Source organism: Sphaerospermopsis torques-reginae ITEP-024, assembly GCF_019598945.1.
Lineage (GTDB): Bacteria > Cyanobacteriota > Cyanobacteriia > Cyanobacteriales > Nostocaceae > Sphaerospermopsis.
This window is the reverse complement of record NZ_CP080598.1, coordinates 2793499-2819467: the sequence shown is the minus strand read 5'-3', so window position 1 is coordinate 2819467 and position 25969 is coordinate 2793499. Positions and strand designations below refer to the sequence as shown.

The 25969-nt window shown below is 39.8% G+C and carries 25 protein-coding genes and 2 pseudogenes; 21 read left to right on the top strand and 6 right to left on the bottom strand.

Features of this window, described 5'->3' with window-relative positions:
• The first annotated feature begins 96 nt into the window (after nt 1–96).
• From K2F26_RS13220 to K2F26_RS13200, 5 genes are all read left to right on the top strand, one after another.
• Entirely contained in the window at nt 97–2265 is a 2169-nt protein-coding gene (locus tag K2F26_RS13220; protein ID WP_220608198.1) for a peptidase domain-containing ABC transporter, read from the top strand.
• A 30-nt stretch (nt 2266–2295) separates the two neighbouring features.
• Nucleotides 2296–2619: a hypothetical protein gene (locus tag K2F26_RS13215; protein ID WP_220608197.1), complete on the top strand. Its 324-nt coding sequence runs from the start codon at nt 2296–2298 to the stop codon at nt 2617–2619.
• Between the two features lie 240 nt (nt 2620–2859).
• Nucleotides 2860–3081, top strand: a complete 222-nt coding sequence (locus K2F26_RS13210; RefSeq protein WP_190651533.1) for a hypothetical protein — start codon at nt 2860–2862, stop codon at nt 3079–3081.
• A 489-nt stretch (nt 3082–3570) separates the two neighbouring features.
• Nucleotides 3571–3780 carry a hypothetical protein gene (locus K2F26_RS13205; protein WP_220608196.1) on the top strand — a complete coding sequence of 70 codons (210 nt, stop codon included), beginning with the start codon at nt 3571–3573 and terminating at the stop codon, nt 3778–3780.
• Between the two features lie 309 nt (nt 3781–4089).
• The gene (locus K2F26_RS13200) at nt 4090–4317 is read left to right on the top strand and encodes a hypothetical protein (protein WP_220608195.1); all 228 of its coding nucleotides are present in this window, start codon (nt 4090–4092) and stop codon (nt 4315–4317) included.
• 139 nt (nt 4318–4456) lie between these two features.
• Here K2F26_RS13200 and K2F26_RS13195 read toward each other — a convergent pair whose 3' ends face one another.
• Nucleotides 4457–5344 (bottom strand): alpha/beta fold hydrolase, encoded by an 888-nt coding sequence (locus K2F26_RS13195; protein ID WP_220611873.1) that lies wholly within the window; start codon nt 5342–5344, stop codon nt 4457–4459.
• 190 nt (nt 5345–5534) lie between these two features.
• Between K2F26_RS13195 and K2F26_RS13190 the strand changes: the two genes are divergently transcribed.
• Nucleotides 5535–6728, top strand: coding sequence for an argininosuccinate synthase (locus tag K2F26_RS13190; RefSeq protein ID WP_220608194.1), 1194 nt, complete (start codon nt 5535–5537; stop codon nt 6726–6728).
• Nucleotides 6729–6987: 259 nt separating this feature from the next.
• Here the strand turns inward: K2F26_RS13190 and K2F26_RS13185 are convergent, their stop codons facing one another.
• On the bottom strand, nt 6988–7614 hold the full coding sequence (locus K2F26_RS13185) for a DedA family protein (protein WP_096569393.1): 627 nt from the start codon (nt 7612–7614) through the stop codon (nt 6988–6990).
• Between the two features lie 557 nt (nt 7615–8171).
• Here K2F26_RS13185 and K2F26_RS13180 point away from each other — a divergent pair.
• Nucleotides 8172–8525, top strand: a complete 354-nt coding sequence (locus K2F26_RS13180; RefSeq protein WP_194059756.1) for an STAS domain-containing protein — start codon at nt 8172–8174, stop codon at nt 8523–8525.
• A gap of 606 nt (nt 8526–9131) precedes the next feature.
• Here K2F26_RS13180 and K2F26_RS13175 read toward each other — a convergent pair.
• Both K2F26_RS13175 and rpsF read right to left on the bottom strand, forming a co-directional pair.
• Entirely contained in the window at nt 9132–9692 is a 561-nt protein-coding gene (locus tag K2F26_RS13175; RefSeq protein ID WP_194059757.1) for an Npun_F5560 family protein, read from the bottom strand.
• Between the two features lie 294 nt (nt 9693–9986).
• Nucleotides 9987–10313, bottom strand: a complete 327-nt coding sequence (gene rpsF, locus K2F26_RS13170) for a 30S ribosomal protein S6 (RefSeq protein ID WP_194059758.1) — start codon at nt 10311–10313, stop codon at nt 9987–9989.
• Between the two features lie 183 nt (nt 10314–10496).
• On the opposite strand from rpsF, the gene K2F26_RS13165 reads away from it, so the two are divergent.
• On the top strand, nt 10497–11270 hold the full coding sequence (locus K2F26_RS13165) for a fumarylacetoacetate hydrolase family protein (protein WP_220608193.1): 774 nt from the start codon (nt 10497–10499) through the stop codon (nt 11268–11270).
• 85 nt (nt 11271–11355) lie between these two features.
• Here the strand turns inward: K2F26_RS13165 and K2F26_RS13160 are convergent, their stop codons facing one another.
• Complete coding sequence (locus tag K2F26_RS13160; RefSeq protein WP_220608192.1) at nt 11356–11832, bottom strand: Tic20 family protein; 477 nt, start codon at nt 11830–11832, stop codon at nt 11356–11358.
• Between the two features lie 81 nt (nt 11833–11913).
• A complete protein-coding gene (locus K2F26_RS13155; RefSeq protein WP_194059761.1) occupies nt 11914–12111 on the bottom strand; it encodes a hypothetical protein in 198 nt (65 codons plus the stop codon).
• Nucleotides 12112–12474: 363 nt separating this feature from the next.
• On the opposite strand from K2F26_RS13155, the gene glyA reads away from it, so the two are divergent.
• The 13 genes and pseudogenes from glyA (at nt 12475) to K2F26_RS13095 (ending at nt 25960) form a co-directional block, all read left to right on the top strand.
• Nucleotides 12475–13758 (top strand): serine hydroxymethyltransferase, encoded by a 1284-nt coding sequence (gene glyA / locus K2F26_RS13150; protein WP_220608191.1) that lies wholly within the window; start codon nt 12475–12477, stop codon nt 13756–13758.
• Nucleotides 13759–13980: 222 nt separating this feature from the next.
• Nucleotides 13981–15240 (top strand): competence/damage-inducible protein A, encoded by a 1260-nt coding sequence (locus K2F26_RS13145; RefSeq protein WP_220608190.1) that lies wholly within the window; start codon nt 13981–13983, stop codon nt 15238–15240.
• Between the two features lie 359 nt (nt 15241–15599).
• Nucleotides 15600–15986, top strand: a pseudogene (locus K2F26_RS13140) (glycosyltransferase WbuB); the annotation flags it as partial.
• A 203-nt stretch (nt 15987–16189) separates the two neighbouring features.
• Nucleotides 16190–16615, top strand: a complete 426-nt coding sequence (locus K2F26_RS13135; protein WP_220608189.1) for a hypothetical protein — start codon at nt 16190–16192, stop codon at nt 16613–16615.
• Nucleotides 16616–16694: 79 nt separating this feature from the next.
• Nucleotides 16695–16815 (top strand): annotated as a pseudogene (locus K2F26_RS24780) (ABC transporter permease); the annotation flags it as partial.
• A gap of 178 nt (nt 16816–16993) precedes the next feature.
• A complete protein-coding gene (locus K2F26_RS13130) occupies nt 16994–18307 on the top strand; it encodes a nucleotide sugar dehydrogenase (RefSeq protein WP_220608188.1) in 1314 nt (437 codons plus the stop codon).
• Nucleotides 18304–19248: a Gfo/Idh/MocA family protein gene (locus K2F26_RS13125; RefSeq protein ID WP_220608187.1), complete on the top strand. Its 945-nt coding sequence runs from the start codon at nt 18304–18306 to the stop codon at nt 19246–19248. Before K2F26_RS13130 ends, K2F26_RS13125 begins: the two co-directional genes overlap by 4 nt.
• Nucleotides 19241–19828, top strand: a complete 588-nt coding sequence (locus K2F26_RS13120; RefSeq protein WP_220608186.1) for an acyltransferase — start codon at nt 19241–19243, stop codon at nt 19826–19828. The genes K2F26_RS13125 and K2F26_RS13120 overlap by 8 nt, the downstream gene beginning before the upstream one ends.
• 65 nt (nt 19829–19893) lie before the next feature.
• Complete coding sequence (locus K2F26_RS13115; protein ID WP_220608185.1) at nt 19894–20616, top strand: polysaccharide deacetylase family protein; 723 nt, start codon at nt 19894–19896, stop codon at nt 20614–20616.
• Nucleotides 20617–20733: 117 nt separating this feature from the next.
• On the top strand, nt 20734–21645 hold the full coding sequence (locus tag K2F26_RS13110; protein WP_220608184.1) for a DapH/DapD/GlmU-related protein: 912 nt from the start codon (nt 20734–20736) through the stop codon (nt 21643–21645).
• Between the two features lie 56 nt (nt 21646–21701).
• Nucleotides 21702–22508, top strand: a complete 807-nt coding sequence (locus K2F26_RS13105) for a 3-hydroxyacyl-CoA dehydrogenase NAD-binding domain-containing protein (protein ID WP_220608183.1) — start codon at nt 21702–21704, stop codon at nt 22506–22508.
• Between the two features lie 295 nt (nt 22509–22803).
• Nucleotides 22804–23955 carry a DegT/DnrJ/EryC1/StrS family aminotransferase gene (locus K2F26_RS13100; protein ID WP_220608182.1) on the top strand — a complete coding sequence of 384 codons (1152 nt, stop codon included), beginning with the start codon at nt 22804–22806 and terminating at the stop codon, nt 23953–23955.
• A gap of 196 nt (nt 23956–24151) precedes the next feature.
• Nucleotides 24152–25960 carry an ABC transporter ATP-binding protein gene (locus K2F26_RS13095; protein ID WP_246605353.1) on the top strand — a complete coding sequence of 603 codons (1809 nt, stop codon included), beginning with the start codon at nt 24152–24154 and terminating at the stop codon, nt 25958–25960.
• Nucleotides 25961–25969 lie beyond the last annotated feature (9 nt).

The window sequence follows — 25969 nt, the reverse complement described above, 5'->3', positions numbered from 1 at the left end:
GGTGATTGGTGATTGGTAATTGGTGATTGGGTAAAATTATCCTTAATATCCTGACTCCTGACTCCTTAAACTCCTGAACTCCTGAAATCCTCTATTATGTTTAATTTATTTCAACCTCAAAGAAAATACCAATGTATTTTACAAGCAAGCGAAGAAGATTGTGGAGCAGCTTGTCTAGCTGCCATTTGCAAATATTACGGACGTTTCTTAACCATAAATAAAAGTCGAGAAGCCGTAGGAACAGGACAACTAGGCACTACTTTATTAGGTTTAAAACGTGGTTCTGATAATCTAGGATTCAATGCGAGAGCCGTTAAAGCCTCACCAGAAATTGTAGATAGAATCAACGAAATTCAACTACCAGCAATTATTCATTGGCGTGGTTATCACTGGGTTATTTTATATGGAAAAAAGGGAAAAAACTATGTCATTGCTGATCCGGCTGTAGGTATTCGTTATATCAAACGTGAAGAATTATTAGCAGCTTGGAATGGAGTCATGCTCTTATTAGAGCCAGATCCAGAGCGTTTTTCTCAACAACCCCAAGAAAAACCCCACGGTGGTTTGTTACGCTTTTTTATGCGAATTATCCCCTATCGGGGATTGCTAACTCAAGTTTTGATAATCAATATTATCCTGGGTATCTTATCTCTTGGAAGCCCTGTTTTAATCCAATTATTAACTGATGATGTTTTAGTCCGTGGAGATATGCAGTTACTAACAGTTGTTGTAACCGCTGTTGTGGTCATGACTATATTTAGTAGTAGTTTGCAAGTCATACAATCTACTATGATTGCTCATTTTGGTCAACGATTGCAATTAGGATTAGTCTTAGATTTTGGACGGAGAATACTGCAATTACCTTTAAGTTACTACGAATCTCGCCGCAGTGGGGAAATCACCAGTCGATTGGGTGATATTAATGAAATAAATCAATTAATTTCCCAGGTAGTAGTGCTTTTACCTAGCCAGTTTTTTGTTGCCATTATTTCCTTCTCATTGATGTTATTTTATAGTTGGCAATTGACAATAGCAGTGATTATTTTTGGGGCTTTAATGACTCTAGCAACTCTGCCCTTCTTACCCATATTGCAACAAAAAACCCGCAGTTTATTAGTTTTAGGTGCAGAAAATCAAGGGGTATTAGTAGAGACTTTTAAAGGCGCACAAGTAATCAAAACAACTAATGCTGCTCCTCAATTTTGGGAGGAATTTCAAAGCCGTTTTGGTCGTTTAGCTAATCTTACTTTCAGTACAATTCAAATCGGAATTATTAACGGTACGGTTGCTAAACTTCTTTCTACCCTTGGTGGTGTAATTTTATTGGGTTTAGGCAGTATGTTAGTAATTAACAACCAATTAACTATTGGTCAAATGTTGGCTTTCAATGCTTTACAAGTGAATGTTTTAGCCTTAATTGGTATTGTGGTAGGATTAGTAGATGAATATTTCCGTTCTCAAACTGCAATTTCTCGTTTATTAGAAGTTATTGATGCCACACCAGAAGTTGTTGGCGGTAGTCAAAAACCAATTGTCCAAATCTCTGGTGATGCGGATATTCATTTTTCCCATCTGACATTTCACCATGCAGGAAGAGTTGATTTATTAGAGAATTTTTCCCTTAAACTTACTGGTGGAAAAGTGATTGCTTTAATTGGTAAATCAGGTTGTGGTAAAAGTACCTTAGCAAAACTAATTGCAGGTTTATATGAGCCAACTTCAGGTAATATCCGCATCGGGGTTTTTAATATTCATGATCTTTCCCTTGATTGTTTGCGACAGCAAGTAGTTTATGTACCCCAAGAACCGCATTTTTGGAGTCGTTCAATTTTAGAGAATTTTCGTTTAGGAATGCCTTCAATTCCTTTTGATCAAATTGTTCAAGCTTGTGAAATTGCTGATGCTGATGGTTTTATTAGTCAATTACCTAATAAGTATCAAACTGTGTTAGGAGAATTTGGGGCAAATCTTTCCGGTGGACAAAGACAAAGATTAGCGATCGCACGGGGAATACTCACCAATCCACCTATTTTAATTTTAGATGAAGCCACCGCAGGATTAGATCCAGTTAGTGAAAATCACGTTCTAGATCGATTATTGGAATCTCGCAAAGGACAAACTACAATTTTGATTACCCATCGTCCTAGTGTGGTAAATCGAGCAGATTGGATAGTCTTCATGGATAAAGGTCAAGTGCAAATCCAAGGTAGTCTTGAAAATTTTATTTCTCAGCCAGGAGAACATTTACAATTTCTCACAATCTAAAAATATTCTTCATCCGCTCATTATAAGATTATGATGGAAAATTTTAAACCAGATTATCAGGATTTACTCGTTGATTTATCTGAGACAGAACAAGAGAGTTTAATTTCTGGTAAAAATTTTGATGTGATCGGTAAAACTGATTTTTTCTTACAAACTACTAACATTGACAGTAGCGCAGATAATGAGTTAAATCTAGGAGAAAATGAATCTAGTTCACAAAACAGTAAATATAGGTTGTCACAAATTACCCTAGGTGTATCTTTTAACTTTGGACTAACAAACATTCGCTCAGTTGGTAATAGATGGAGTAGCTTACTACCTGATATTCTCAATAATTTTTTTCGTAAATTATAAGAAATGAAATTTCACATTTTTGAGGGATACTAATTTATTTTCGTCATTTGTCTGTTTAAATTTCAATCAACCCTAAAAAAAGCATGATGATTATTTACTTCACCGTAAAAAACATGAGCTAAAAGAAATAAATATTTATTCTGAAATTATAACCAAAGAATAATTTAAAACTGGAAAAAATTATTAATAATAAAAAGATAGGTTGTTACATACCTATACAAGTAAGTGAGGTAAATAATTATGTCTGCTCAAACCAAGAAATCAAATTTGCTCGTTGAATTAAACATAGAAGAACAAGAACTTCTCTCTGGAGGACAGCAACAACAACCATACCGTCAATACGGTCGTGGAATGGATGATGATCGCTATGGTCGTGGTGACGACTATGGTCGCAACTATTACCCACAGCGTTACCCCACCTACATCTGTCGTCCTTATTACGGCCAAGGGTACGGTTCATAAATTAGTACCTTCTACAGACCGATAGTTTTGTAACTTAGACTTTTCCTGTAGTTCAGGGAGGAGAAAAACCATATCTTAATTGAGAGAATATTGAGAGAATTTCAACAATCTCTTTTTCTTCTCCCTTACTTACAGCAGATTTCGTTTTTATGAGGTACAAATCATAATCATGAAACTCTTGTGGGGTGGGCATCTTACCAGCCCAAAGTGTACCTCATGACACCGGAAAATGCTGTAATACTCCCTTCCCGGTGTAAGATTACCTATCTTTCTTCTGTTCTTCCTTCGTGTTCTTCGCGTCTATGCCTTCGGCACGCTTCGCGAACGTGGTTTATTCAATCGGTATTCTTGGGGTGGGAAAGGAGTAAGAAAATCTTAGTTACAAAATCAAACTCCTGAGTTTTGTAATTCCATAACTATCAAAGTTCTTAAATACAGGGTTTTACCTAAAAATTGACAACCCCAAAAATGTAAGTGAGGCAATTAATCATGTCAAATCCAATCAATAAATTGGAATTAGTGGAATTATCCGCAGAACAACAGCAGTTTCTCTCTGGAGGAAGATGCCACTATTCTCCTTGTTATAAACCCAAAAACTGTTGCGGAGAATACAAAGATTACAAACGATATACACCCTCTCCTTGCCCTGATAACTACCCTGGTTTCAATTATTCTGATGGCTATCAAAACTGGGATTAATCAGGTTAATTCCAGATAGAAATTCTCAATCAATAGCAATCAACAAAATTCCCAACTTTGTCGAGAAGTTGGGAGTATGATAATGTGCAATCATTCTTAAACATGATTTATGCATCCTGTCAAGAATATATAAATCAAATTTGACCGCTATCGGAGTCCTATATGAATTTAGGATAAGTCAAAAGACAGAAATAATAACTATTAACTTATAACCACAGAATAATTACATTTATCAATACTAATTTTATAAAAAAACTAGGTTCATCAAATTTATAAACCAATTGAGTCAATTAATTGAGGCTAACAATCATGTCAAATCAAAACATCAAATCCGATTTAGTTCAGGATATATCCAGCAATGAACAGGAACTTCTATCTGGTGGTCACTGGGGTGGCTGGGGAGGTAGACCAGGCTGGGGTGGCTGGGGAGGTGGACCAGGCTGGGGCGGCTGGGGAGTTGGACCAGGCTGGGGCGGCTGGGGTCGTCCCTGGTATAGAGGACATCACCATCATCACGGTCATCGTCGATGGTGGTAGTGAACTAGAAAAATCCAAAACTTAAATAGACCTCCAAATTCCTTTGGGTTAAGGGGAAAAGAGTAAAGGTTAAATTTTTGAAATAACTTACTCTTTACCCCTTGGTCTTTTATGTAAATAATGGACTAGACCTCTGTGTTTAAGTTTTGCCAATCCACTCCTGTAAAATTGGATTTACCACTTCAGGAGCTTCATCTTGGGGGCAATGTCCCACTCCTTCCAAGGGAATGAATTTTTGCACTTGGGGAAAATTTGCTAACTCTCTACCTAAATCTATTGGTTCCCAAGGGTCAGCCGTTCCCCATAAAATAATCGCTGGACAAGGTAGTACAGGTAAAAGGTCTTCTGGTAATGGTCCACTAGAATAAGATGTAAAGGCCAAAAATACTGCTGCTGCACCTGGATCACTTGCTGGTTTCATTAAAATTTCTATTAATTCATCTGTTACTGTTTCTGCATTACTATAGGCTTGTAAAAGAATCTTTTTGACAGTTTTTGGTTTAGCTAATTGACTAAAAAAGAAGTTACCAACAGCTTCAATTGATAAAAACTTTTGTAAAATTGGCGCACCAACTCGTTTAGTCCAAGGTAAAGTTAGCCGTTTGCGATCGTGTAACAACCTGAGAGAACAATTCAGCAAAGCAGTTCCTAAAGCTATATCTGGGTTACTTACCGCAGCTTGCATTGCCACAATACAACCAATAGAATTTCCTACTAAAAATGCAGGTTCTCCCACTACTTCCCGACAAAAATCTGCTACTTGCTGTCCCCAAGTTTCCAATGTATAGGTTATTTTCTCTCCTGGTTGCGGTTTAGCGGAAGCGCCAAAACCAATTAAATCAATAGCATAAACCCGACAACTTTCTGCTAAAACTGGTATATTTTTGCGCCAATGTCCGCAAGATGCTCCAAAGCCATGCACCAAAATCACAGCAGGTCCATTAGTGCCTTGGGTTTGATAACAGATAGGGAAGCCTTGCCAAAGCCAGGTTTTGAAGGAGGTAAATACATTTGTAGAAGTTGTCATGGGCAGTTTATCGTTCATAATTCATAATTAATACTCAGGATAGCAGTCTTCTCAACTCCTCATATCCTGACTAGGTAGTGAGGTTAATTAACAGCTTTCCATGACAATGGTTGTTGCATTAAAAAACTATACATGGTTAAGTTTAGATATAATAATGACTCATTGTTTGTTTTCCTAAGTGGAGAAACTAATGGGTCGCGCCAAAAAGGTTGTCTTAGCATATTCTGGTGGAGTAGATACTTCTGTTTGCATCCCCTACCTTAAAGAAGAATGGGGAGTTGAAGAGGTAATCACCCTAGCCGCAGATTTAGGTCAGGGAGATGAATTAGAACCAGTACGAGAAAAAGCTTTAAAATCTGGTGCAAGTGAATCTCTAGTAGCGGATGTCAAAGATAGCTTTGTCCAAGATTACGCATTTCCCGCAATTCAAGCCAATGCACTCTATGAAAATCGTTATCCTCTAGGAACTGCATTAGCTAGACCTTTGATAGCTAAGGTATTAGTAGAAACAGCCGAAAAATATGGTGCGGATGCGATCGCTCACGGTTGTACTGGTAAAGGTAATGATCAAGTACGTTTTGATGTTTCCTGTACAGCACTAAACCCCAACTTAAAAATTCTTGCACCTGCTAGAGAATGGGGAATGAGTCGGGAAGAAACTATTGCTTATGGTGAGCAGTTTGGTATTCCCGCACCCGTAAAAAAATCCTCTCCCTTCAGTATTGACAAAAATTTACTTGGTCGCAGTATCGAAGCTGGTACTTTGGAAGATCCAGCCAACGAACCCCCAGAAGAAATTTATGAAATGACTAAAGCCATAGCTGATACTCCCAATGAACCGGAATATTTGGAAATTGGCTTTACCAAAGGCATTCCCACCACCATCAACGGTACATCAAAAGCACCAGTACAATTAATTCAAGAACTCAATACCATCTTCGGCAATCACGGTATTGGGCGCATTGACATGATTGAAAACCGCCTAGTAGGCATTAAATCACGGGAAATATACGAATCACCTGCAATGGTGGTGTTAATTAATGCCCATCGTGATTTAGAAAGCCTAACTTTAACAGCAGATGTTACTCAATACAAACGGGGTATTGAAGAAACCTATACCAAATTAGTATACAACGGACTTTGGTACAGTCCACTTAAAGCCGCTGTTGATGCTTTTATTCAACAAACACAAGAAAGAGTTTCGGGTGTTGTGCGGTTAAAACTGTTTAAAGGCAACGCCACCATAGTAGGACGTTGGAGCGATAACACCCTTTATACTCCCGACTTAGCCACCTACGGAGCAGAAGATCAATTTGATCACAAAGCCGCAGAAGGCTTTATTTACGTCTGGGGACTACCTACCCGCATTTGGGCGCAGTCTTAAGTGACTGGTGACTCAATACTTTTCGGTTAAGCCCAAAACAACGAAATAACGTAGGTTGGGTTGAGGAACGAAACCCAACATTTACAAGGGTTTGTTGGTTTTCACTTCGTTCAACCCAACCTACAAAAATCTACAAAAATCCTTAACCGAACAGTATTGACTGGTGACTGGGGACTGGTGACAGAAATTTTAGATTTTAGATTTTAGATTGAAATTAACCAATCCAAAATCCAAAATCCAAAATCCAAAATTGAATCTCCTATTCCCCCAAATGCTTAACTTGGCGTGATTCCCACCAAATAGGCACAACAATTACAGCAACTAGAATAAGTAAAGCCAAAATTGCAAATTGACTTACCCAAGCTACTAATTGTTCTAGGGAAACAATTCTGCCAGCAAAGAAAGCTAAAGTCACCATGACACCAGCCCAGGCAGAAGCTCCTGCTAAGTTATATACCAGGAATTTACCAAAGGACATTTCGGCAATACCCGCAAGTGGAGCCGCAAAAATTCTCAATAATGCGAAAAAACGACCAAAAAATACAGCTTTAGCAGCATTTTCACTAAATTGATCTTTAATACTCAGCAGTCGGGTTTCAGATATGCGGAATATCTTTCCCACTTGTAACAGGAACGGCCAACCACCAACCCTACCAATCCAATAGCCGAAAGTACCGCCTATTACAGCACCTGTAACAGCATCACCCAGAACCAGCCAGTAATTAAGCTCGTCACTACCAGCTAAGAAACCGCCCACTAAAGTCACGGTTTCACCAGGAAGAGGAATGCCCAAATTCTCTAGCAAAATTCCCAAAAAAATAGCCCAATAACCGTAAGATTGAGCAAATTCTTGGATGTTTTCTAGTGAAAATAGCTCAAAAGACATCCAGCACCGCCGACTTTACAAATTTTTACTTTTACTATATTTTGGCTTGTCTGGAGTTAGGCTGTCAAATAATTGGTAATTCATTATTGACGGCCATAATCACAAAAACCTGATCATTGCTTTTCACCATTTGGTTTTTTTCAATTTCTTCTACCTATAATTTCAGGTTAATCTCTTGTAATCAAAATTGTCTTCTTCCGTATTTCCTGCACGTAAATATATGATAACTCTAGAAATAGACATGATATTATGTACATTTCTGAAATGTAATTATTAAAAAGTTATAAAAATACACACAAATTATAAGAAAATAATAACAGTTAAATTGGCTACCGAAATCCACAGTCATTTATGACTATATTGGGAATATCTATCAAATTTTATACTCTCGTTTGTCATGATTCCTGTAGCAGTTCCATAGATATCGACTATAATTGCATTAAGTCCTGTCTGACTAAGAAAAAACAGTATTTACACTGTTGACACTCAATCTTGATTGATATAATTTCCATTTTCTGAACATTTCAACTGCCCTGTTCAACTACCCAGTTAAATTCATGACTCTTACACAAGAACGCCAAGTGATTTTGTTCAAACCTCAAGGAAGCATAGACTTACAGGTTGGTACAGCCTTGAGTGAAAAGATGGCTGGAGTAAAACCTCAACCTGATCAACTTTGGGTTATCGATCTCGCAGAAGTTGAATTCATGGATAGCTCTGGTTTAGTTCCCCTAGTTCAAGCACTGAAAGCTGTACGCGAAAGCGGTTGTCGCTTAGTTCTTTGCAACGTGCAAGCTCCTGTAAGATTAGTATTGGAACTTACTCACCTAGATTCAGTGTTTGAGATAGTTAACGATTGCGAAGATATATTTTCTCATCTCAATAAGCAAAGTCTGGTGACAGTAGGCTAAATTCTCGGCTTTTCTTAGGAAAAATAGCCAATTTAAGAATATTTTTTCGCTTGTCATATTGACAGCACATTACTGGATATAATCACCCTTTAAATTCTCGCTCTAGCAAGCTGAATCTCTATTGCACCTGCAAAATATTACTAGGTTGACTAGAGGTTTGGCCGCTAGGCGATACAAATTGATAAAACCTGAGAAAAAGTCCGAATAGCAATTAATTTTAGCAATAAACTACTTGCTTTAAAAAAATAATTAGGGCTTGCTGAATAAATGTAAAACCCAGATATATCAAGGGTTACAGGTTGATAAAGAGGAAAAAAGTGCAAGGGTTTTGAAGGGTATACCTGAAAAACCGTGCATTTTGGGGATCGCAAACCCAAAAATTTGGGGATGACAGATAGCTGAAACTGTTCCCTGTTCGCTGTTAAGAGTTCCCTGTCTTCACGGAAAGACTTTCTCAGCAACCCCTAATTAATCAGACAATTACAGCAGGAGTCAGGAGTCAGGAGTAAAACTAGCTTAGTGTATAGGTTTCAATTTAGATTCTGTACCTAATGTATCTGCAATCTGCTGTAATCTGAATATAAGCTTCTAAATTACCATATCCGTCTAAACATTTTGCGGAGTAGATATATTTTCCTGTCCAGATATAGGACTAGAAAAGTTTGGCAAATCTATACCACTATGACTTGAGTGGCGAGTTTTGAGTGCTAACCGATAACTTACACTTTGTAGTTCAGCTTGTAGTTGACGATTTTCTCTTTGTAACATTGCCACTTTCTCCCTGACTGGAGTCATTCTTTCCTCAAACTTACGACGGTAAATTTGTGGTAATTCTTGTACTACTTGCTCTAACATCCGACTGCGATCAGTCAATTCTTGAACTGACTGTCGTAATTGGTAAATTTCCGAGTCACGAGAGGCAATTTGCTCTTGGTAAAACGTTACTTGCTCTTCCACAGCTTGGAGTTGTTCCTTTAAAGCATCTAACTGACTCAAATCATACTCAGGTTCAGCCTTTTGCGGAATAAAGCTAGTATTACCCTTAACCAGCCGGAACAGTTCTTGAGATAGCTGTTGCACTAATTGGTCTCTTAGTTGCAACTCTTGATGCAACTGCGATACTTCAGTAGAAAGTGCTTGGATTTCGGGTGTGTTAGATTGGCTCACAGCGATTTATTTCTTAGGAATAACTGCGACAATATTAACTTTATTAAATTTCTTAGGAATAACTGCGACAATATTAACTTTATTAACTTTGGTAAGTAAGTGCTAGGGACAAAAATAAAATATTTTAAAACTATTTATTATGATGTCCTTTCCTATACTGTATATGTATGAAAAAAACACTTACGTCATGATTTTATTCAAAACATATCGCAATTAGGAGAAATTGACAACTGTTAGAATCGTAAACTTATCTAAATGGGAGGAATCCCCGAAGAATTCCTCACTCAGAACTTTTTAAGCAGCTACAGCTTCTTTATCTGACTTGTCTTCTTTTATTTCCTGCTTGATTGTTAAGTAGCGAATTACCTCTTCGCTCAATCTCATAGCACGTTCAAAAGGAGCGATCGCACCTGCTGGGGCTGTGTAGTTAAATTGGATGTAGATGCCGTCACGGTGTCTGTTGATTTCATAAGCCAGACGACGCTTCCCACGATTTTGAATTTCAATATTCTGTGCGCCTTGTTCAGTCAACAAGTTCTGGTATTTAGTAACCGCTTGTTCTACCTGCTCATCTCCCAAATCAGGGCGGAGAATGTACATTGTCTCGTAAACTGTGGTCATATATTTTTAGTCACCTTATGGACAAAAAAGGCTGCTGATATAGATTTATACAAGTAAAACAGATGAGTTACTGGTCAAAATCAACATCGGAAGCAACAAGGAATTATAATCTTACCAGTTTTCGATGAAAATCATCAGCCTCATCCGCCGAAATTTGCATCTCTAAGGATATTAATCAAAGTTATGGCGCAACGCTATGTGCGAGTTAAGAGTCAAGAAGGAAAAATTTACTATGGTTTGCTGCAATTATCCCTAAACGTGGAAGTTTTGGACGCTCCACCTTGGTTAGAAGGGCAACCCACTGATTTAATTTTAGAACCGGACAAATACAGACTCCTAGCTCCCTGTTCACCCTCGAAAATTGTGGCTGTAGGAAAGAACTATGCTGACCATGCAGCAGAAATGGGAACTTCCGTACCCGATGAACCGCTGATTTTCCTCAAACCACCCACCACAGTTATCGCCTCAGAAATGGAAATCAAATATCCTCCACAGTCACAACGGGTAGACTATGAAGGAGAATTAGCATTAGTAATAGGCGATCGCACCAGTGACTGTACACCAGAGGCAGCCCAAAGCAAAATTTGGGGCTATACCATTGCCAATGATGTTACAGCCAGAGATTTACAAAAAAAAGATGCCCAATGGACAAGAGCCAAAGGTTTTGATACATTTTGCCCTTTAGGTCCTTGGATTGTGCGAGAATTGAATCCAGGAGCGAGATTACAAACCTTTTTGAATGATGATCCCCATCCTGTCCAATCTGCTGGTATTGATCAGATGGTGTTTTCCCCAGATTTTTTAGTGTCTTATATCAGTCAGGTGATGACACTATTACCAGGGGATGTGGTGCTAACAGGTACACCCTTTGGCGTGGGACTATTAAATATAGGCGATCGCGTCCGTGTGGAAATTGAAGGTATTGGCCGCCTGGAAAACATAGTTATCCGACGATAATTATTGTTTGAGATTTTGGGAACAGCTGATCCTCAAAACTGTTAATCCAAAATCCAAAATCTAAAATCTAAAATTGGTATTTAACCTAACGCACCTGCATATAAACAGCATCAGAAATGGCTGGGATTTCTGCATAACGGCCATTTAAAGACTGGAATACAGAATAAACTACAGCCCCAACTATCCCCATAAAAATGGTTGTATACAGTGTTTGCATAGCAAAACCACTACCAGGGACGAATTTGACAAGATCAGTCAAGATGCCACACAAAAATACCACAATATCCAAAATGATCGCTTGCATAGTGTTGAAACGAATAAAATGGGCGATTTTGTCATTTCTGACAACTAATAGCCATAAAGCAAAGAACAGAATCAGCCCTGCATAACGGACACCATAGTAAATTCTTAACAATGGCAGCAGAGGTAAAAAGACTATTCCTAACAGTGGAAAATCTCGCAGTAAAAACTGACCAAAGGCAAATACTTCAATCAGAGGCAGTAAATAAGGCAAACAAGCAAAAATTCGGTCAGTAACAGTTGTAGAGCCGCGCCAATTCATGGTAAATTCTCCTATGGCTAAATTTTTATAGCTATTTGTCCATAGGATAACGCAGTTGCTTGATATTGCTGATAAATTAGATTATTTTATATTGGCGAGTCGGAAACCCATCATACACTCAAACTGCTCTGCTTGCTGTTCTGTAAATTTGCGAACAGCTTGACCACAACGCAGCTTACCCTCATGCCAACGGGGTTTACCGCTATTGTTAGCAAGCCAACAAGATTGGCAAACTTGCTCAGGGGCAAAGATTTGATCATCCGTTACAATAACTAACATCGCAATACCTCCATCGCTCCTTTTGGCATCAAGGCAGGAACTCACAAAATAGCAAATAAATAAAATAGTAAATGTTTGCTAACTGCATATAGTTTTATTGTATATTATGTATTTTGGATATTAATTTTTCTTAGTCAAAATTAATACGAATATTTTTCTAGTTAATTATAGGCAGAATCCCACAGATGAAATTTACAAACCCTTGGTTGATACATGAAAATATTGACTTCCTTTAGCTTAAATAATGAAGTCAAAATTCAAAAGCAATTAAAATGACAGTTATAACGCTGTTATTAAAGTGCTGTACTGCCTACAAAACCTTCAGTTTTACCAGTTTATCAACTTTATCAAAGGATAATTCCCGTGAACAAGACCAACTCAGACATTCTTAAATCTTCTGACCCTATTGTTAACGACTTAATCAACCAAGAACTACAACGGCAACGGGATCACCTAGAATTAATTGCTAGTGAAAACTTTACTTCCGCTGCTGTACTAGCTGCCCAAGGTTCAGTATTAACCAATAAATACGCCGAAGGTTTACCAGGTAAACGCTACTATGGTGGTTGTGAATTTGTTGACAAAATTGAACAAATAGCCATTGACAGAGCTAAACAATTATTTGGTGCTGCTCATGCCAACGTACAACCCCATTCTGGCGCACAAGCTAACTTTGCTGTCTTCCTCACCCTACTAGAACCCGGTGACACCATTATGGGGATGGACTTGTCCCATGGTGGACACCTCACCCACGGTTCACCAGTGAATGTTTCCGGCAAATGGTTTCAAGTGCGTCACTATGGAGTTAGCAAAGAAACAGAACAGCTTGATTATGATCAAATTCGTGATTTAGCACTTAAAGAACGTCCTAAACTGTTAATTTGCGGTTATTCAGCCTATCCCCGGATCATAGACTTTGAAAAATTCCGTAGTATAGCTGATGAAGTGGGAGCTTACTTATTAGCTGATATTGCTCACATTGCTGGGTTAGTAGCTACAGGCCATCATCCTAACCCCATTCCTTATTGTGATGTAGTCACAACAACCACCCATAAAACCTTGCGTGGACCTAGAGGCGGCTTGATTTTAACCCGTGATGCAGAACTCGGTAAAAAGTTTGATAAATCAGTATTTCCTGGTACTCAAGGCGGACCATTAGAACACGTCATAGCTGGTAAGGCGGTAGCATTTGGGGAAGCATTGAAACCTGAATTTACAACTTATTCTGGTCACGTGATTGAAAATGCTCGTGCTTTAGCCTCCCAACTGCAAAACAGAGGTTTGAAATTAGTATCAGATGGCACGGATAATCATTTAATGCTAGTAGATTTACGTTCTGTGGGTATGACAGGTAAAAAAGCAGATAGATTAGTGAGTGAGGTAAATATCACCGCTAACAAAAATACAGTGCCTTTTGATCCAGAATCACCATTTGTTACCAGTGGATTGAGATTAGGTTCACCAGCCATGACCACAAGGGGTTTAGGAGTGGCAGAATTTACAGAAATTGGGAATATTATTAGCGATCGCTTGCTTTCCCCAGATTCTAAAACAGTAGCAGAAGATTGCCGTCGTCGAGTTGCAGCATTGTGCGATCGCTTTCCCCTGTATCCTCACCTAGAAATTCCCGTACCTGTCCTAGCTTAAAAAGCATTCATGCACCAACCAGAAGCAGCCGCTCCAATCTTTATGGGTGATAGAGGATCCTAATTGTATCGGCTAGTAACTGTAAATTCAATACTTTTCGGTCAACTAATAACATATAAATCATGTAGGTTGGGTTGAGGAACGAAACCCAACTTTTACAAGCGTTTGTTGGGTTTCAGATTTTTCCCAATCATCAATCCCCAATCACCAATCACCAGTCCCATGAGTGCAGAAATTATTTGTGTTGGTACTGAATTACTGCTAGGAGATATTCTCAACAGCAACGCTCAATATCTTGCCCAGCAGTTAGCACAGTTAGGCATTCCTCACTACTATCAAACTGTAGTCGGGGATAATCCCGAAAGACTCAAACAAGTGATTGAAATTGCCACTTCCAGATTGCAAATTCTGATTTTCACCGGTGGTTTAGGACCCACACCAGATGATTTAACCTGTGAAACCATTGCGGACTTTTTCGGTGTTCCCTTGGTAGAAAGTGCCGAAATCCTAGAAGATATAACTCAGAAATTTGCCCAGCGCGGCCGGGTAATGTCTCCTAGCAACCGCAAACAAGCTTTAATTCCCCAAGGAGCAGAAATTTTACCTAATCCTACGGGAACAGCACCGGGTATTATTTGGCAACCCCGTCCAGGATTAACAATTTTGACTTTCCCTGGTGTTCCCAGTGAAATGCACCGAATGTGGACAGATACAGCAGTACCTTTTCTCAAAAGTCAGGGTTGGGGGCAGGAAATTATTTACAGTCGTAGTTTAAAATTTTGGGGTATTGGTGAATCAGCCTTAGCAGAAAAAGTATCTGCTTATTTGAATTTACCTAACCCGACAGTAGCTCCTTACGCTGGCAAGGGAGAAGTTAGGCTGCGAATTTCTGCCAAAGCCCCTGATGAAAAAGCAGCAGAGGAATTAATTGCACCTGTGGAAAAGCAACTCAAGGAAATTGCTGGCTTAGATTATTACGGTGCTGATGATGATACCTTAGCTTCTGTTGTTGGTGAGTTGTTGCGATCTTCAGGAGAAACTTTATCAGTAGCAGAATCTTGTACTGGTGGGGGATTGGGACAAATACTGACAGAAATTCCTGGCAGTTCTGATTACTTTTGGGGTGGGGTAATTTCCTACGACAACACCGTGAAAGTTAGATTATTGGGGGTTAACCCTGAAGATTTAGATCAGTTTGGGGCTGTGAGTGCTACAGTAGCCGAACAAATGGCTATAGGTGTGAGAAATCTTCTCCAAACTACCTGGGGATTAAGTATTACTGGAATTGCAGGACCAAGTGGAGGTACTGCTACAAAACCTGTGGGTTTGGTGTATATTGGTATGGCTGGTCTAGGAAATGAGGTGACAAGCTATGAGTGTAAATTTGGAAATATGAAAAATCGCTCTTTCATTCGCCATCTCAGTGCTTGCACAGCATTAGATAATTTACGTCGTTCAGTTATAGTTAGGACATCAGTATAAGAGGAGATCGAGGAATCAAAAGTCGGAAGTCGGAAGTCGGAAGTCCGGAGTCAGGAGTGGTCAGTGAGCTTGTCCTAAGTTGACAATTTTATAGACAAAACTATACTTATGTTAACAAACATTAACATAAGTTAGCCAAGAAAAATCCCAACTTGATGTATAATACTAGGATATCAAGTATTGAATAAGACTATTACCGACGCGAAAACCAAGCATTAATAGTGGTAGTCTGTTTCCAAATCTTAATTTGAGAAAGTCGCGTCTGGCTAAGGCGTGTAAGTCTACTGAGGGATAACCGCTCCCATGCTCCCGTTGAAGTAGAAAGTAAAGTCTAGCTTTGTCTAGGTTTTATATAGCAGGTAAATGACTTAGGACGAACTAATTTTCTGTTTCTGCCTTATTAAGAAAAAAAGTGCTACCTTATTATCTGACAGCTTGCGATCTGTCTTTGGTGAGTGTTGAAGCAGGGATGAAAAGCCTGGTTGCACCTAGTAAACTACACCCAGCTTTAGCAGCGGGCAGACCGATAGCCGTGATTTGTCCAAAATACTCTTATTTGCGACAGATGATAGCTGATAGCAAGTGTGGGGTGACTGTTGAAAATGGTGATAGCTCAATCTGAATTTATTAGCCTGCTGAATAGCGATCGCAAATTAGCAGAACTGATAGACAAAGCATCTCGAAAATATCTACAATCAAATTTTACGCAGCCAATTATTGCAAACCAATATTTTTGTGTGCTATAACATTCTAGTTTGTCATCTATAACCTAAAATATTTCAATAAGCACAAATGTGATAAAATTTACCACAGGCTTACAAAACTTAGTTTTTAGAATTTAATAACTTAAATTTTTAATGAGGAGCAGGGCTTTGATGGTCTTATTGATCTCAGTCCCTCCACCGCAACCTTCTAGTGATCTTTTTCGATCAAAATTGAGGAGGCCAAAGTGCAGAGAAGGTGTGACCGAAATCGGAATCGTTCTAAGCGTAGAGCTATATATTGTCCAGTACATAACTGCTACATGGATAGCATGAGTCAGAAATACAGTTTATTTGCGGAAAGACCTGGACAACTGCAAGAGAAAGGCATAAGACGAAAAGAAGCTCTGATGTTAATCGCAGCCAAAACCGCAGTTCCTTTAGAGGGCGAGTGGTTAGAGGCTTTTTGGTGCGAAGATTGCCAAGAAACTAAATGGTATCACGTCCGTAAACTTGAATCTGTATATCACTTATCATTAGCACCAACTGAACTTTGGCAGCAAGCAACCGGAGTCATTAATCCCCATCGTAATCCTTCCGTGAGTGAGTTCACATTCAAGCAGTCTCGTGTTGTCGGTGGTAACAACATCAAAGATTTTTGGATTAATAACTAGGAGTTGCTGAAAAAGTCTTTGCATGAAGGTTCAGGAGTTCAACGAGTCATTTGAAACGCCGTAAAAACCAAGAAAGTACATTAGAACAGAAAAACAATACGGTAAAGACTTATGGCGCTATCTGGAGTTGTTCTATTTCCTAGCGTGGATAGCTATATTAGCTTAGATATAAACAAACAGCTATTGGTATTGCTTGGGCTACTTAAGCCAGCCAGGGATACCCCACGACCATTATCACACGGAGAAACCTCTATTTGATTTATAGTCTATACGGGGTTATCAAGAAAAGATTGCTTAAAAAGCTGTAGAAGTAAATAGCCACTATTTACAACACAATTATCAGTATCAAAACACTCCTCACATCGCAAGCGACTGAATATGACAGTTTTAGACCAAATAAAAGAGAAAATAACTAACCGCAAAGCTATTGTCGGTGTTATTGGACTGGGTTATGTAGGCTTACCTTTTGCAGTGGAAAAAGCAAAGGTGGGATTTCAGGTGATTGGTATTGAGCAAAATCCTGTGAGAGCCGAAAGAGTAAATGATGCTGATAATTATATTAGTGATGTCAAAGATGATGACCTCAAACAAGTAGTTAGTGATGGTAAACTCAAAGCAGTCACAGGATTTGATGTTGTACCAGAAATAGATGTAATAGTAATTTGTGTTCCCACCCCTTTAACAAAAAACCTCACACCAGACTTAAGCTATGTGGAAGGTGTCACTAAAGGCATTGCTAAATGGTTGAGACAGGGGCAATTAGTTACTTTAGAATCTACGACTTATCCGGGAACAACCGATGAAATTATGCGCCCGTTGTTAGAGGAGACAGGACTTAGACAAGGAGTAGACTTCTTTCTCGCCCATTCACCGGAAAGGGTAGACCCTGGTAATAAACGCTATACCACCAAGAATACTAATAAAGTTGTTGGTGCTTCTGACCCTAATTCTCTGACAGTCGCTAAGTTGTTTTATGAGCAAACCATTGACCATGTTGTGCCGGTAAATAGTGCTAAAGCAGCAGAGTTGGTCAAAGTGTTTGAAAATACTTTCCGCGCTGTGAATATTGCCTTAGTGAATGAACTGGCTTTATTGTGTGATCGCATGGGTATAGATGTCTGGGAAGTATTAGACGCTGCCAACACTAAACCCTTTGGGATTATGCCCTTTTATCCTGGACCAGGGGTAGGTGGACACTGTATCCCCATTGACCCTCACTATTTAGAATGGAAGGCGAAGGAATTTAACTTTGATACCCATTTTATTGCTTTGGCAGGGGAAATCAACCGCAGAATGCCAGAGTTTGTCAGGGAAAAAACCTGTCGGGTGTTAAATAAATTAGGGGTAGCGCCTAGCAGGGCTAAGGTATTGATTCTTGGTGTGGCGTATAAAAAGGACTTAGGCGACTGGCGAGAATCTCCTGCTATTCATGTGATGAATAAATTGTTAGAAGATGGGGTAGAAATTGCTTATCACGACTCCTTTGTTCCCGAAATTTATATTCAGGGACAAAAGTTTAATTCCGTACCATTAAATAATAACACCTTGGCAAGTTACGAACTGGTAATTATTACTACTGATCATAGTGATATTGATTACCATAACTTGGTTAGTCATGCTGTGGCTGTATTGGATACCCGGGGAGTAACCAGAAAATTAGACTGTGACAAGGACAAGGTGACACTATTATGAGACAAGTAATTGTGGTGGGGGCTGGGAATTGGGGTAAAAATCTGATTCACAACTTTTACAATTTGGGTGCTTTGGCCGGGGTGGCGGAAATGAACCCAGATTTACGCCAGCAAGTTGAAAGCAAATATCCAGAAATAAAAACTTATACAGACTTTTCATCTGTCTTAGAAAGTGATGTTTCGGCAGTGGTTTTAGCAACTCCCGCCCCCACCCACTACCAGTTGGCTATGACAGCCTTAACAGCTGGGAAGGATGTGTTTGTCGAAAAGCCCATGACTCTCACGACTCCAGAGGCAAAAGCCCTGGCTGAATATGCTGATCAACAGGGGCTTATCCTCATGGTGGGGCATTTACTGCTCTATCAACCTGCTATTACTTGGATGCGGAATTACTTAGCCCAAGGGAAAGGCGGGAAAGTGCTTCATGTTGCCACCCAAAGAGCCAAGCTGGGTAAAGTACGTAGGGAAGAAAACGTTTGGTGGTCTTTTGCACCCCATGATGTATCTGTTGTCCTGGATTTATTGGGTAATCCCACTCTATCGAGAGTGCAAGCCAGCGGTCAGGCTATGTTACAACCGGGAATTGAAGATAATGTTCATGTTGATATTGTCTTTGAGAGCGGGCAAACTGCTCATTTGCATTCTTCTTGGTATTGGCCTGAGTTGCTACGCAGCACCACAGTAATTACAGAACAAGAAATGCTCGTTTATGATGAAGTTGCTCAAAAAGTGACTGTATATCATAAGGGTGTAGATGGCCAACTGAATAACCGTGATCAGGGCAGTCAAGTTGTGGATGTGGCAAATTCAGAGCCTCTGAAAATCGAATGTGAACATTTTTTAGACTGTTTGCAAACCCTTAAAAAGCCTCGTTCTGATGGATGGAATGGAGTAGCGGTAGTGGAAATTTTGGAAAAAGCTCAGGAGACATTACGTGGTTAATTACTTTGCCCATGAATCCGCTTATGTAGATGAAGGTGCCCAAATTGGGGAAGGGACGAAAATATGGCATTTCTGCCATATATTTGGCAAGGCGAAAATTGGGAATAATTGCAATTTAGGACAAAACGTGTTGGTTGCAAATAATGTTGTTATTGGTAACAATTGCAAAATACAGAACAATGTTTCCTTGTATGAGGGAGTAGTTTTAGAAGATTATGTCTTTTGTGGACCGAGTATGGTTTTTACAAATATAAAAACTCCTCGTTGTGAATATCCCCGTAATACTAGCGATGATTATCGTCAAACTTTAGTGAAACGGGGAGCGAGTATTGGTGCTAATGCGACTATTGTTTGTGGTGTCACTCTCCATGAATGTGCTTTCGTGGCTGCGGGTGCAGTGGTGACAAAAGATGTTCCTGCTTATGCTATGGTAGCTGGGGTTCCAGCCAAAATCATCGGTTGGATGAGCGCCTATGGGGATGTATTGGAGTTTGATTCCCAGGGTTATGCCATTGATTCCATAGGGGTTAAGTACCAGCAGATGTCAGGCAATCAAGTAGTAAAATTGCCAGTAAGCTGATGAATGTTGCTGAGTAAAAAAATAAATAGCATTCTGGGACAAAAATCAGAAGATTAGGAGAAACGATGAATCTATTTACCTATGACTACTACCGACATATGATGTGGGTTTTACAAAGAAAGTCGTTTAACTTCGTTCGGTTTACCGACAATCAAGTTGACTCCCACAACAATAGGAAAGTGTATTTGAGGCATGATGTTGACTTAAACCTAACTTACGCACTAGAACTGGCAAAGCTGGAAAAAGAACTAGGGGTGAACTCCAGTTATTTCGTCATGCTGGAATGCGATACTTATAATTTATTTAGTCCTTTCAATAGAGACACAGCGAAAGAGATAATTTCTTTAGGGCACGACATTGGATTACACTTTGTACCTCAAATGAATCTTAGCATGGGTGAGCTTGATCTTCATGTTAAACAACAAGCTTCAATTCTTGAAGACTTGTTACAATGCCAGGTTAGTAGTTTTAGCTTTCACCGTCCACCACAAGGAATCTTGGGATCCGACTTTTGTCCACAAGGTTTGATTAATACTTATAATAGTAGGCTTTTCGCGAAACACAAGTATATCTCAGATAGTAACCATAATTTTAGGTCTGGTGATCCTATAAAGTTTATTGAAAACTTCCAAGAAAGTAGTCTACAAATTTTGATTCATCCTGTTTGGTGGAAGGATAAGGAGATGTCCCCATCAGATAAGATTTATCAGGCAATCAAAGATTGTAATGGACAAATCCGGACTTACTTACGCGAAAATATTAGTTTAGCTAAAACCATATTACAGTAAAGCAATTAATAAATATGGCAAGTTCAATCATTCAAAACTCGTTCTAAGTTGGGTGGAACAATCTCATGATTCACATTGTTTAGTATAACATCTGCACAAAATATAAAAATAAGGCATATGGAAAGTATAACATCTCAAGAGATAGCTGATTTCCTAGGGTTTAAGCTAAATGGTACTAACTTAACTATAACTCAGGTTAGCTCAATCAGTAATATAGCCACAGGAAGTTTAGTGTTTGCTAACAAATATAGTCAAGAGTTAGCCAATACGTTAAATAATTATTGTGGCCAAATTTTGGCTCTAGTTGTTCCAGAATATGAACATGAATTACGATGCTCACACATTTTAGTGTCAAATCCCAGACTGGAATTTGCGAGAATCTTGAATAGATTTGTCGCCGAAAAGCCCTCTGAAACAATTGCCAAAACTGCCATTATAGGGGATGGCGTTTTACTAGGATCTGGCGTTACTATTGGAGAGTATGTCGTTATTGGTAAGAATGTTAGAATTGGGGATAATACTGAAATTCGCAATCATGTTGTCATCGGCGATAATACTTTGATTGGTAGCCACTGCTTGATTAAGTCCCATACAGTTATTGGAGAAGAGGGGTTCGGCTTTGATTTTGAAGCAGACAATACGCCTGTTCGCATACCTCATATTGGTAGTGTCGAAATAGGTAATAATGTCGAAATTGGTGCGTTTAGCACAGTTGTAAAAGCAACATTAGAGAAGACAATCATAGGAAGTTATGTTAAAGTTGATGATCATGTTCATATAGCGCATAATGTTGTTATTGGAGAAAAAACACTGTTAACTGCTTGCTCCATAGTTGGTGGAAGTGTAACTATTGGCAAAGGTGTTTGGATTGCACCAAATGCTTCTATAACTAATAAGATGTCAGTTGGTGATCGGTCATTTGTGGGGATAGGATCTGTTGTCAATAAAGACGTTCCCGAAAACTCCATAGTAGTCGGAAATCCCGCGAGACGCACAGGTAATAGGTATGAGGAAAGTAATCGGCAATGACGGAGATGATTTAATTACTCAGTTAAACTAAAAAATCGTTATATCTCACAAAAGCTATGGAAGACATTAACTTGCTGGGATTTGGAGTTATGGGACAGCAAATCGCCGCTCTGTTTGTAATGCTCGGATACAAAACAAGAATCTACTCTAGAAGTGTTTCTCCTGCATCAGCAGATAAATATATTAGGTTGGAGACCAGAAAGCTGAAACGAGTCATTGACTTTTCTGGAAATGGAGAATTTTCGGTTTTTAATGATGTTTCTCTTATGCCACCAGCGATAACCTATGACATCTTGCCGGAGGATATTAATGTTAAGAAGAATGTCTTGTCAAGTCTAACCTACAATCCAAATAATTACTTGTTCTTGACAAATTCATCTTCTTTTAAGCCTAGCGAGGTTTATGAAAATGCAGTGGGAATGCATTTTTTTAATCCTATCTTCATCCTCCAAATAGTGGAACTCTGTGTAACAACAGCAACAAATAGCCCCGAATTGGGTTTTCTTACGAAAAGACTTAAGGTTGAGGCAAGCTTTGATATTGTATACGTAAAAGATAACCCGGGTTATATTGGAAATTCTTTACTGTTTGCTGAAATAAGTAATGCGTTTAAGCTCGTAGAACATTATGGCTATAAACCAGATGCCATTGATTTAGTTATGAGAAGAATGGGGCGAACATATAATCTTTTTGATATTGTAGATCTCATCGGAATTGACACAACTCTGTCAATCTTTCATAACTTATACCGGAATGACAATAGTATATATGTACCCAGATCACTGGAAAAAGCAATTAATTGTTCGGCGTTTGGTAGAAAAAATCAGACAAGTATTCGTGACTATTTGGATCTGCCATGTTAATAACAAATTAACGATGAGAGTTTACAGTCTCTACTTCCATAATAAATATTTAAAAGTGTCTTTGATGAAGATTATGACGTAGGCTTTTTGACGATACAGTATCAAAAAGTGCTTACACCTCCCAAAAAGCAGGTATAACGAAGTGAATTTTTTTCAGCGCAAAAAAGCTCGAAATGTGGAACTAGGAAAAAAAGCTCTCGGAAACCATCATTTACCCTGCCATAACCCCGTATGCATCTAAAACATTCCTAGATACCTCCTAAACAAATAATAACTCACTCAAAAAGACACTATTATGAAAATCCCCGTTCTTGACCTCAAACCTCAGTACGAGCAAATTCAAGACCAAGTGCAAGCAGCGATGAATCGAGTCTTGGAGTCTGGCCAATTTATTATGGGGCCTGATGTCAAGCTGTTTGAGCAGGAGGTGGCAGAGTATTTAGGGGTAAAACATACAGTTGCTGTTAACTCCGGCACAGATGCCTTGGTGATTGGTTTACGCGCTCTGGGTATTGGAGTGGGGGATGAGGTAATTACTACCCCATTTTCTTTTTTTGCTACTGCTGAATCTATCAGTACCGTGGGTGCAAAGCCAATTTTTGCTGATATTGACCCCCAGAGTTTTAACATTGACCCAGAAGCTATTAGGAAGCATATCACACCTAATACCAAGGCGATTATGCCTGTGCATCTCTATGGTAATCCCGCTGCGATGGGGCAAATTATGGATATTGCCCAGGAGTATGGGTTAAAGGTAATTGAAGATTGCGCCCAATCTTTTGGATCTAGGTATTACGGTGGCTGTCCTGGATGTAAGGAGGATTGTCAAGAAAGTACTAGGGATGCTATTCAAGGTAAGTTCACCGGAACTATTGGTGATGTAGGTGCTTATTCCTTTTTCCCTTCTAAGAATTTGGGCTGTTATGGGGATGGGGGCATGGTAGTCACAAATGATGACCAAGTGGCAGAATTAGCCCGGATGTTGCGAGTACATGGGGCAAAAAAGAAATATCACAATGAGATATTGGGCTACAATTCCCGGTTAGATACCCTGCAAGCGGCGATTTTACGGGTGAAGCTACAGTATATTGACCAGTGGAATCAGGGGAGGCGACAGGCGGCTAAAATTTACAATAATTTGTTGGCTGATGTTTCGGGTGTGATTACTCCAGTAATTACCGATGGTCATGTGTTTCACCAGTATACCATTAGGATAATCGGCGATAATCGTGACAGTGTACAGCAGTACTTGGCTGGTGAGAGCATTGGCTCCATGATTTATTATCCCATTCCCCAGGATAAGTTACCTGTTTATCAAGGGGAGTATTCTGTTAACCCGGTTAGTGATTTGTTAGCTACGGAGGTTTTGAGTTTGCCCATTTGGCCGGAGTTGGAGTCTGAGAAAATTGAGGTGGTTGTTAAGGCTGTAGATAAGGCTATGAAATAGGACTTTATCAGAGGCTAAAATCATTTCCTAATGATCCGACTTCCCTCCGATTTGACAGCAAGTGAATATGTCCGTCTGCCTAAAAATAAACTAGGTTGTATTGAAACTCAAATATTTCCGGTTGAAAACATCCTCAACACAGAATTTCATTGATTAATCAACATCTTCCCCCCAAGCAGTCAACAAGCCATCTAAGATGATAGAAAAACAAGCATCCCTGATACAAAACCTGCGGCAATTATATCATTTGTTACCTTTAGCTCGGCAAAGACAAATGTTATGGTTACTAGTGCTGATGGTAGTGACGGCGGCAAGTGAGGTAGTAAGCTTGGGGGCTGTGTTACCATTCCTAGGTGCATTGAGTAATGCCGAGGGTGTGCTGAATCCGACTTTGCAACCCCTTTGGGTGCAGTTGGGGGTAACTAATACTTTTCAACTGGTGGCGTGGTTAGGGGGGAGCTTTGGATCGGCGGTAGTCTTGGCTAATGGGTTGCGACTGCTGACATTGCGCTGGCAGTTACGATTTTCGGCAATGGTGTCCAGTGATTTGAGTTGTGAAGTGTATCGTCGTACCCTGTTACAACCTTACAGTTTTCATGTGCGTCATAGTAGTAATGAATTAATTGCCGATATTACCCAGGATCTTCAGAGTGTGAGTTCATCTGTTTTACCAGCTGTTCTGAATCTGGTGGTTAATAGTATAATTGTACTAGCTTTGGTGCTGTCAATTTTGGCAATTAATCTGGGAGTTGCCCTAAGTACGGCGGCAGTTTTGGGGATAACTTATGTTATTTTGCTGCGGAACACTCGCCACGCACTAGCCCGAAATAGCAAGATCATCAGTAGTCAAAGTCGGTTTGTGGTGAAATATCTCCAAGAGGGATTAGGAGGAATTCGGGATGTGTTGCTTGAGAGTAATCAGGGGATGTTTGTCACCCGCTATGATCAGGCGTATCGTCCCACCCGTGTGGCGGTTGCAAATAATGCCTTCATTGGTGTGTTGCCTCGGTATTTAATAGAGGCTGTGGCTATGGTTACCATTGCCCTGATCGCTGTATCTATGTCCTATGATCAGCAGCAGTTGGCTCAAGTAGTACCCACATTGGGAGCTTTGACCTTGGCAGCCAATCGGTTATTGCCAGCATTGCAGACTAGCTTTAACGCCCTGGTTAATATACGTGGGAATCAGGTATCTCTGCAAAACGTATTGCGGAGATTGTCCATGCCTGTGTCCCAGGTTTCCCTGGGTTCTGGGGTGGGTCAACCTCTAGACAATGAGTTGCGCTTACAAGGGGTGTGGTTTCGTTATACAGACTCTACACCCTGGGTATTACAAGACCTATGTTTACAGATTAAGGCTAATACTACAGTTGGTTTTGTAGGAACTACCGGTAGTGGTAAGAGTACCACTGCGGATATGATTTTGGGTCTATTACAGCCAGAACGGGGGGAAGTGTTGGTGGATGGCGCAGCCTTGATAGGGGAACGTTTACACCGTTGGCAGCGTACCATTGCCCATGTACCCCAGAGTATTTTTCTCAGTGATGCTACTGTGGCAGAGAATATCGCTTTTGGGGTTCCCCGCAGTGAAATTGATCTGGATCGGGTGCGGCAGGCGGCACGATTAGCTCAAATTGCCGACTTCATTGAAAGTCGGACTGAGGGTTATGGGGAAATAGTGGGAGAACGAGGGATTCGTTTGTCGGGCGGTCAACGGCAGCGTATTGGCATCGCCAGGGCATTATATAAACGGGCATCAGTGATTGTCTTAGATGAGGCGACCAGTGCCTTGGATAATGAGACAGAACGGGAGGTGATGGGGGCTATTGAGGGGTTGAGTCATCAACTGACGGTGATTTTAATTGCCCATCGGTTGACGACGGTACAGAAATGCGATCGCATTTTTCATTTGGATCAGGGTCGTTTGGTGGCACAGGGAACTTATGAGGAATTATTGGCTAATAGTCCCAGTTTTCGCACTATGGCTTTGAGTGGTGTGGAGTAAAAATATTAA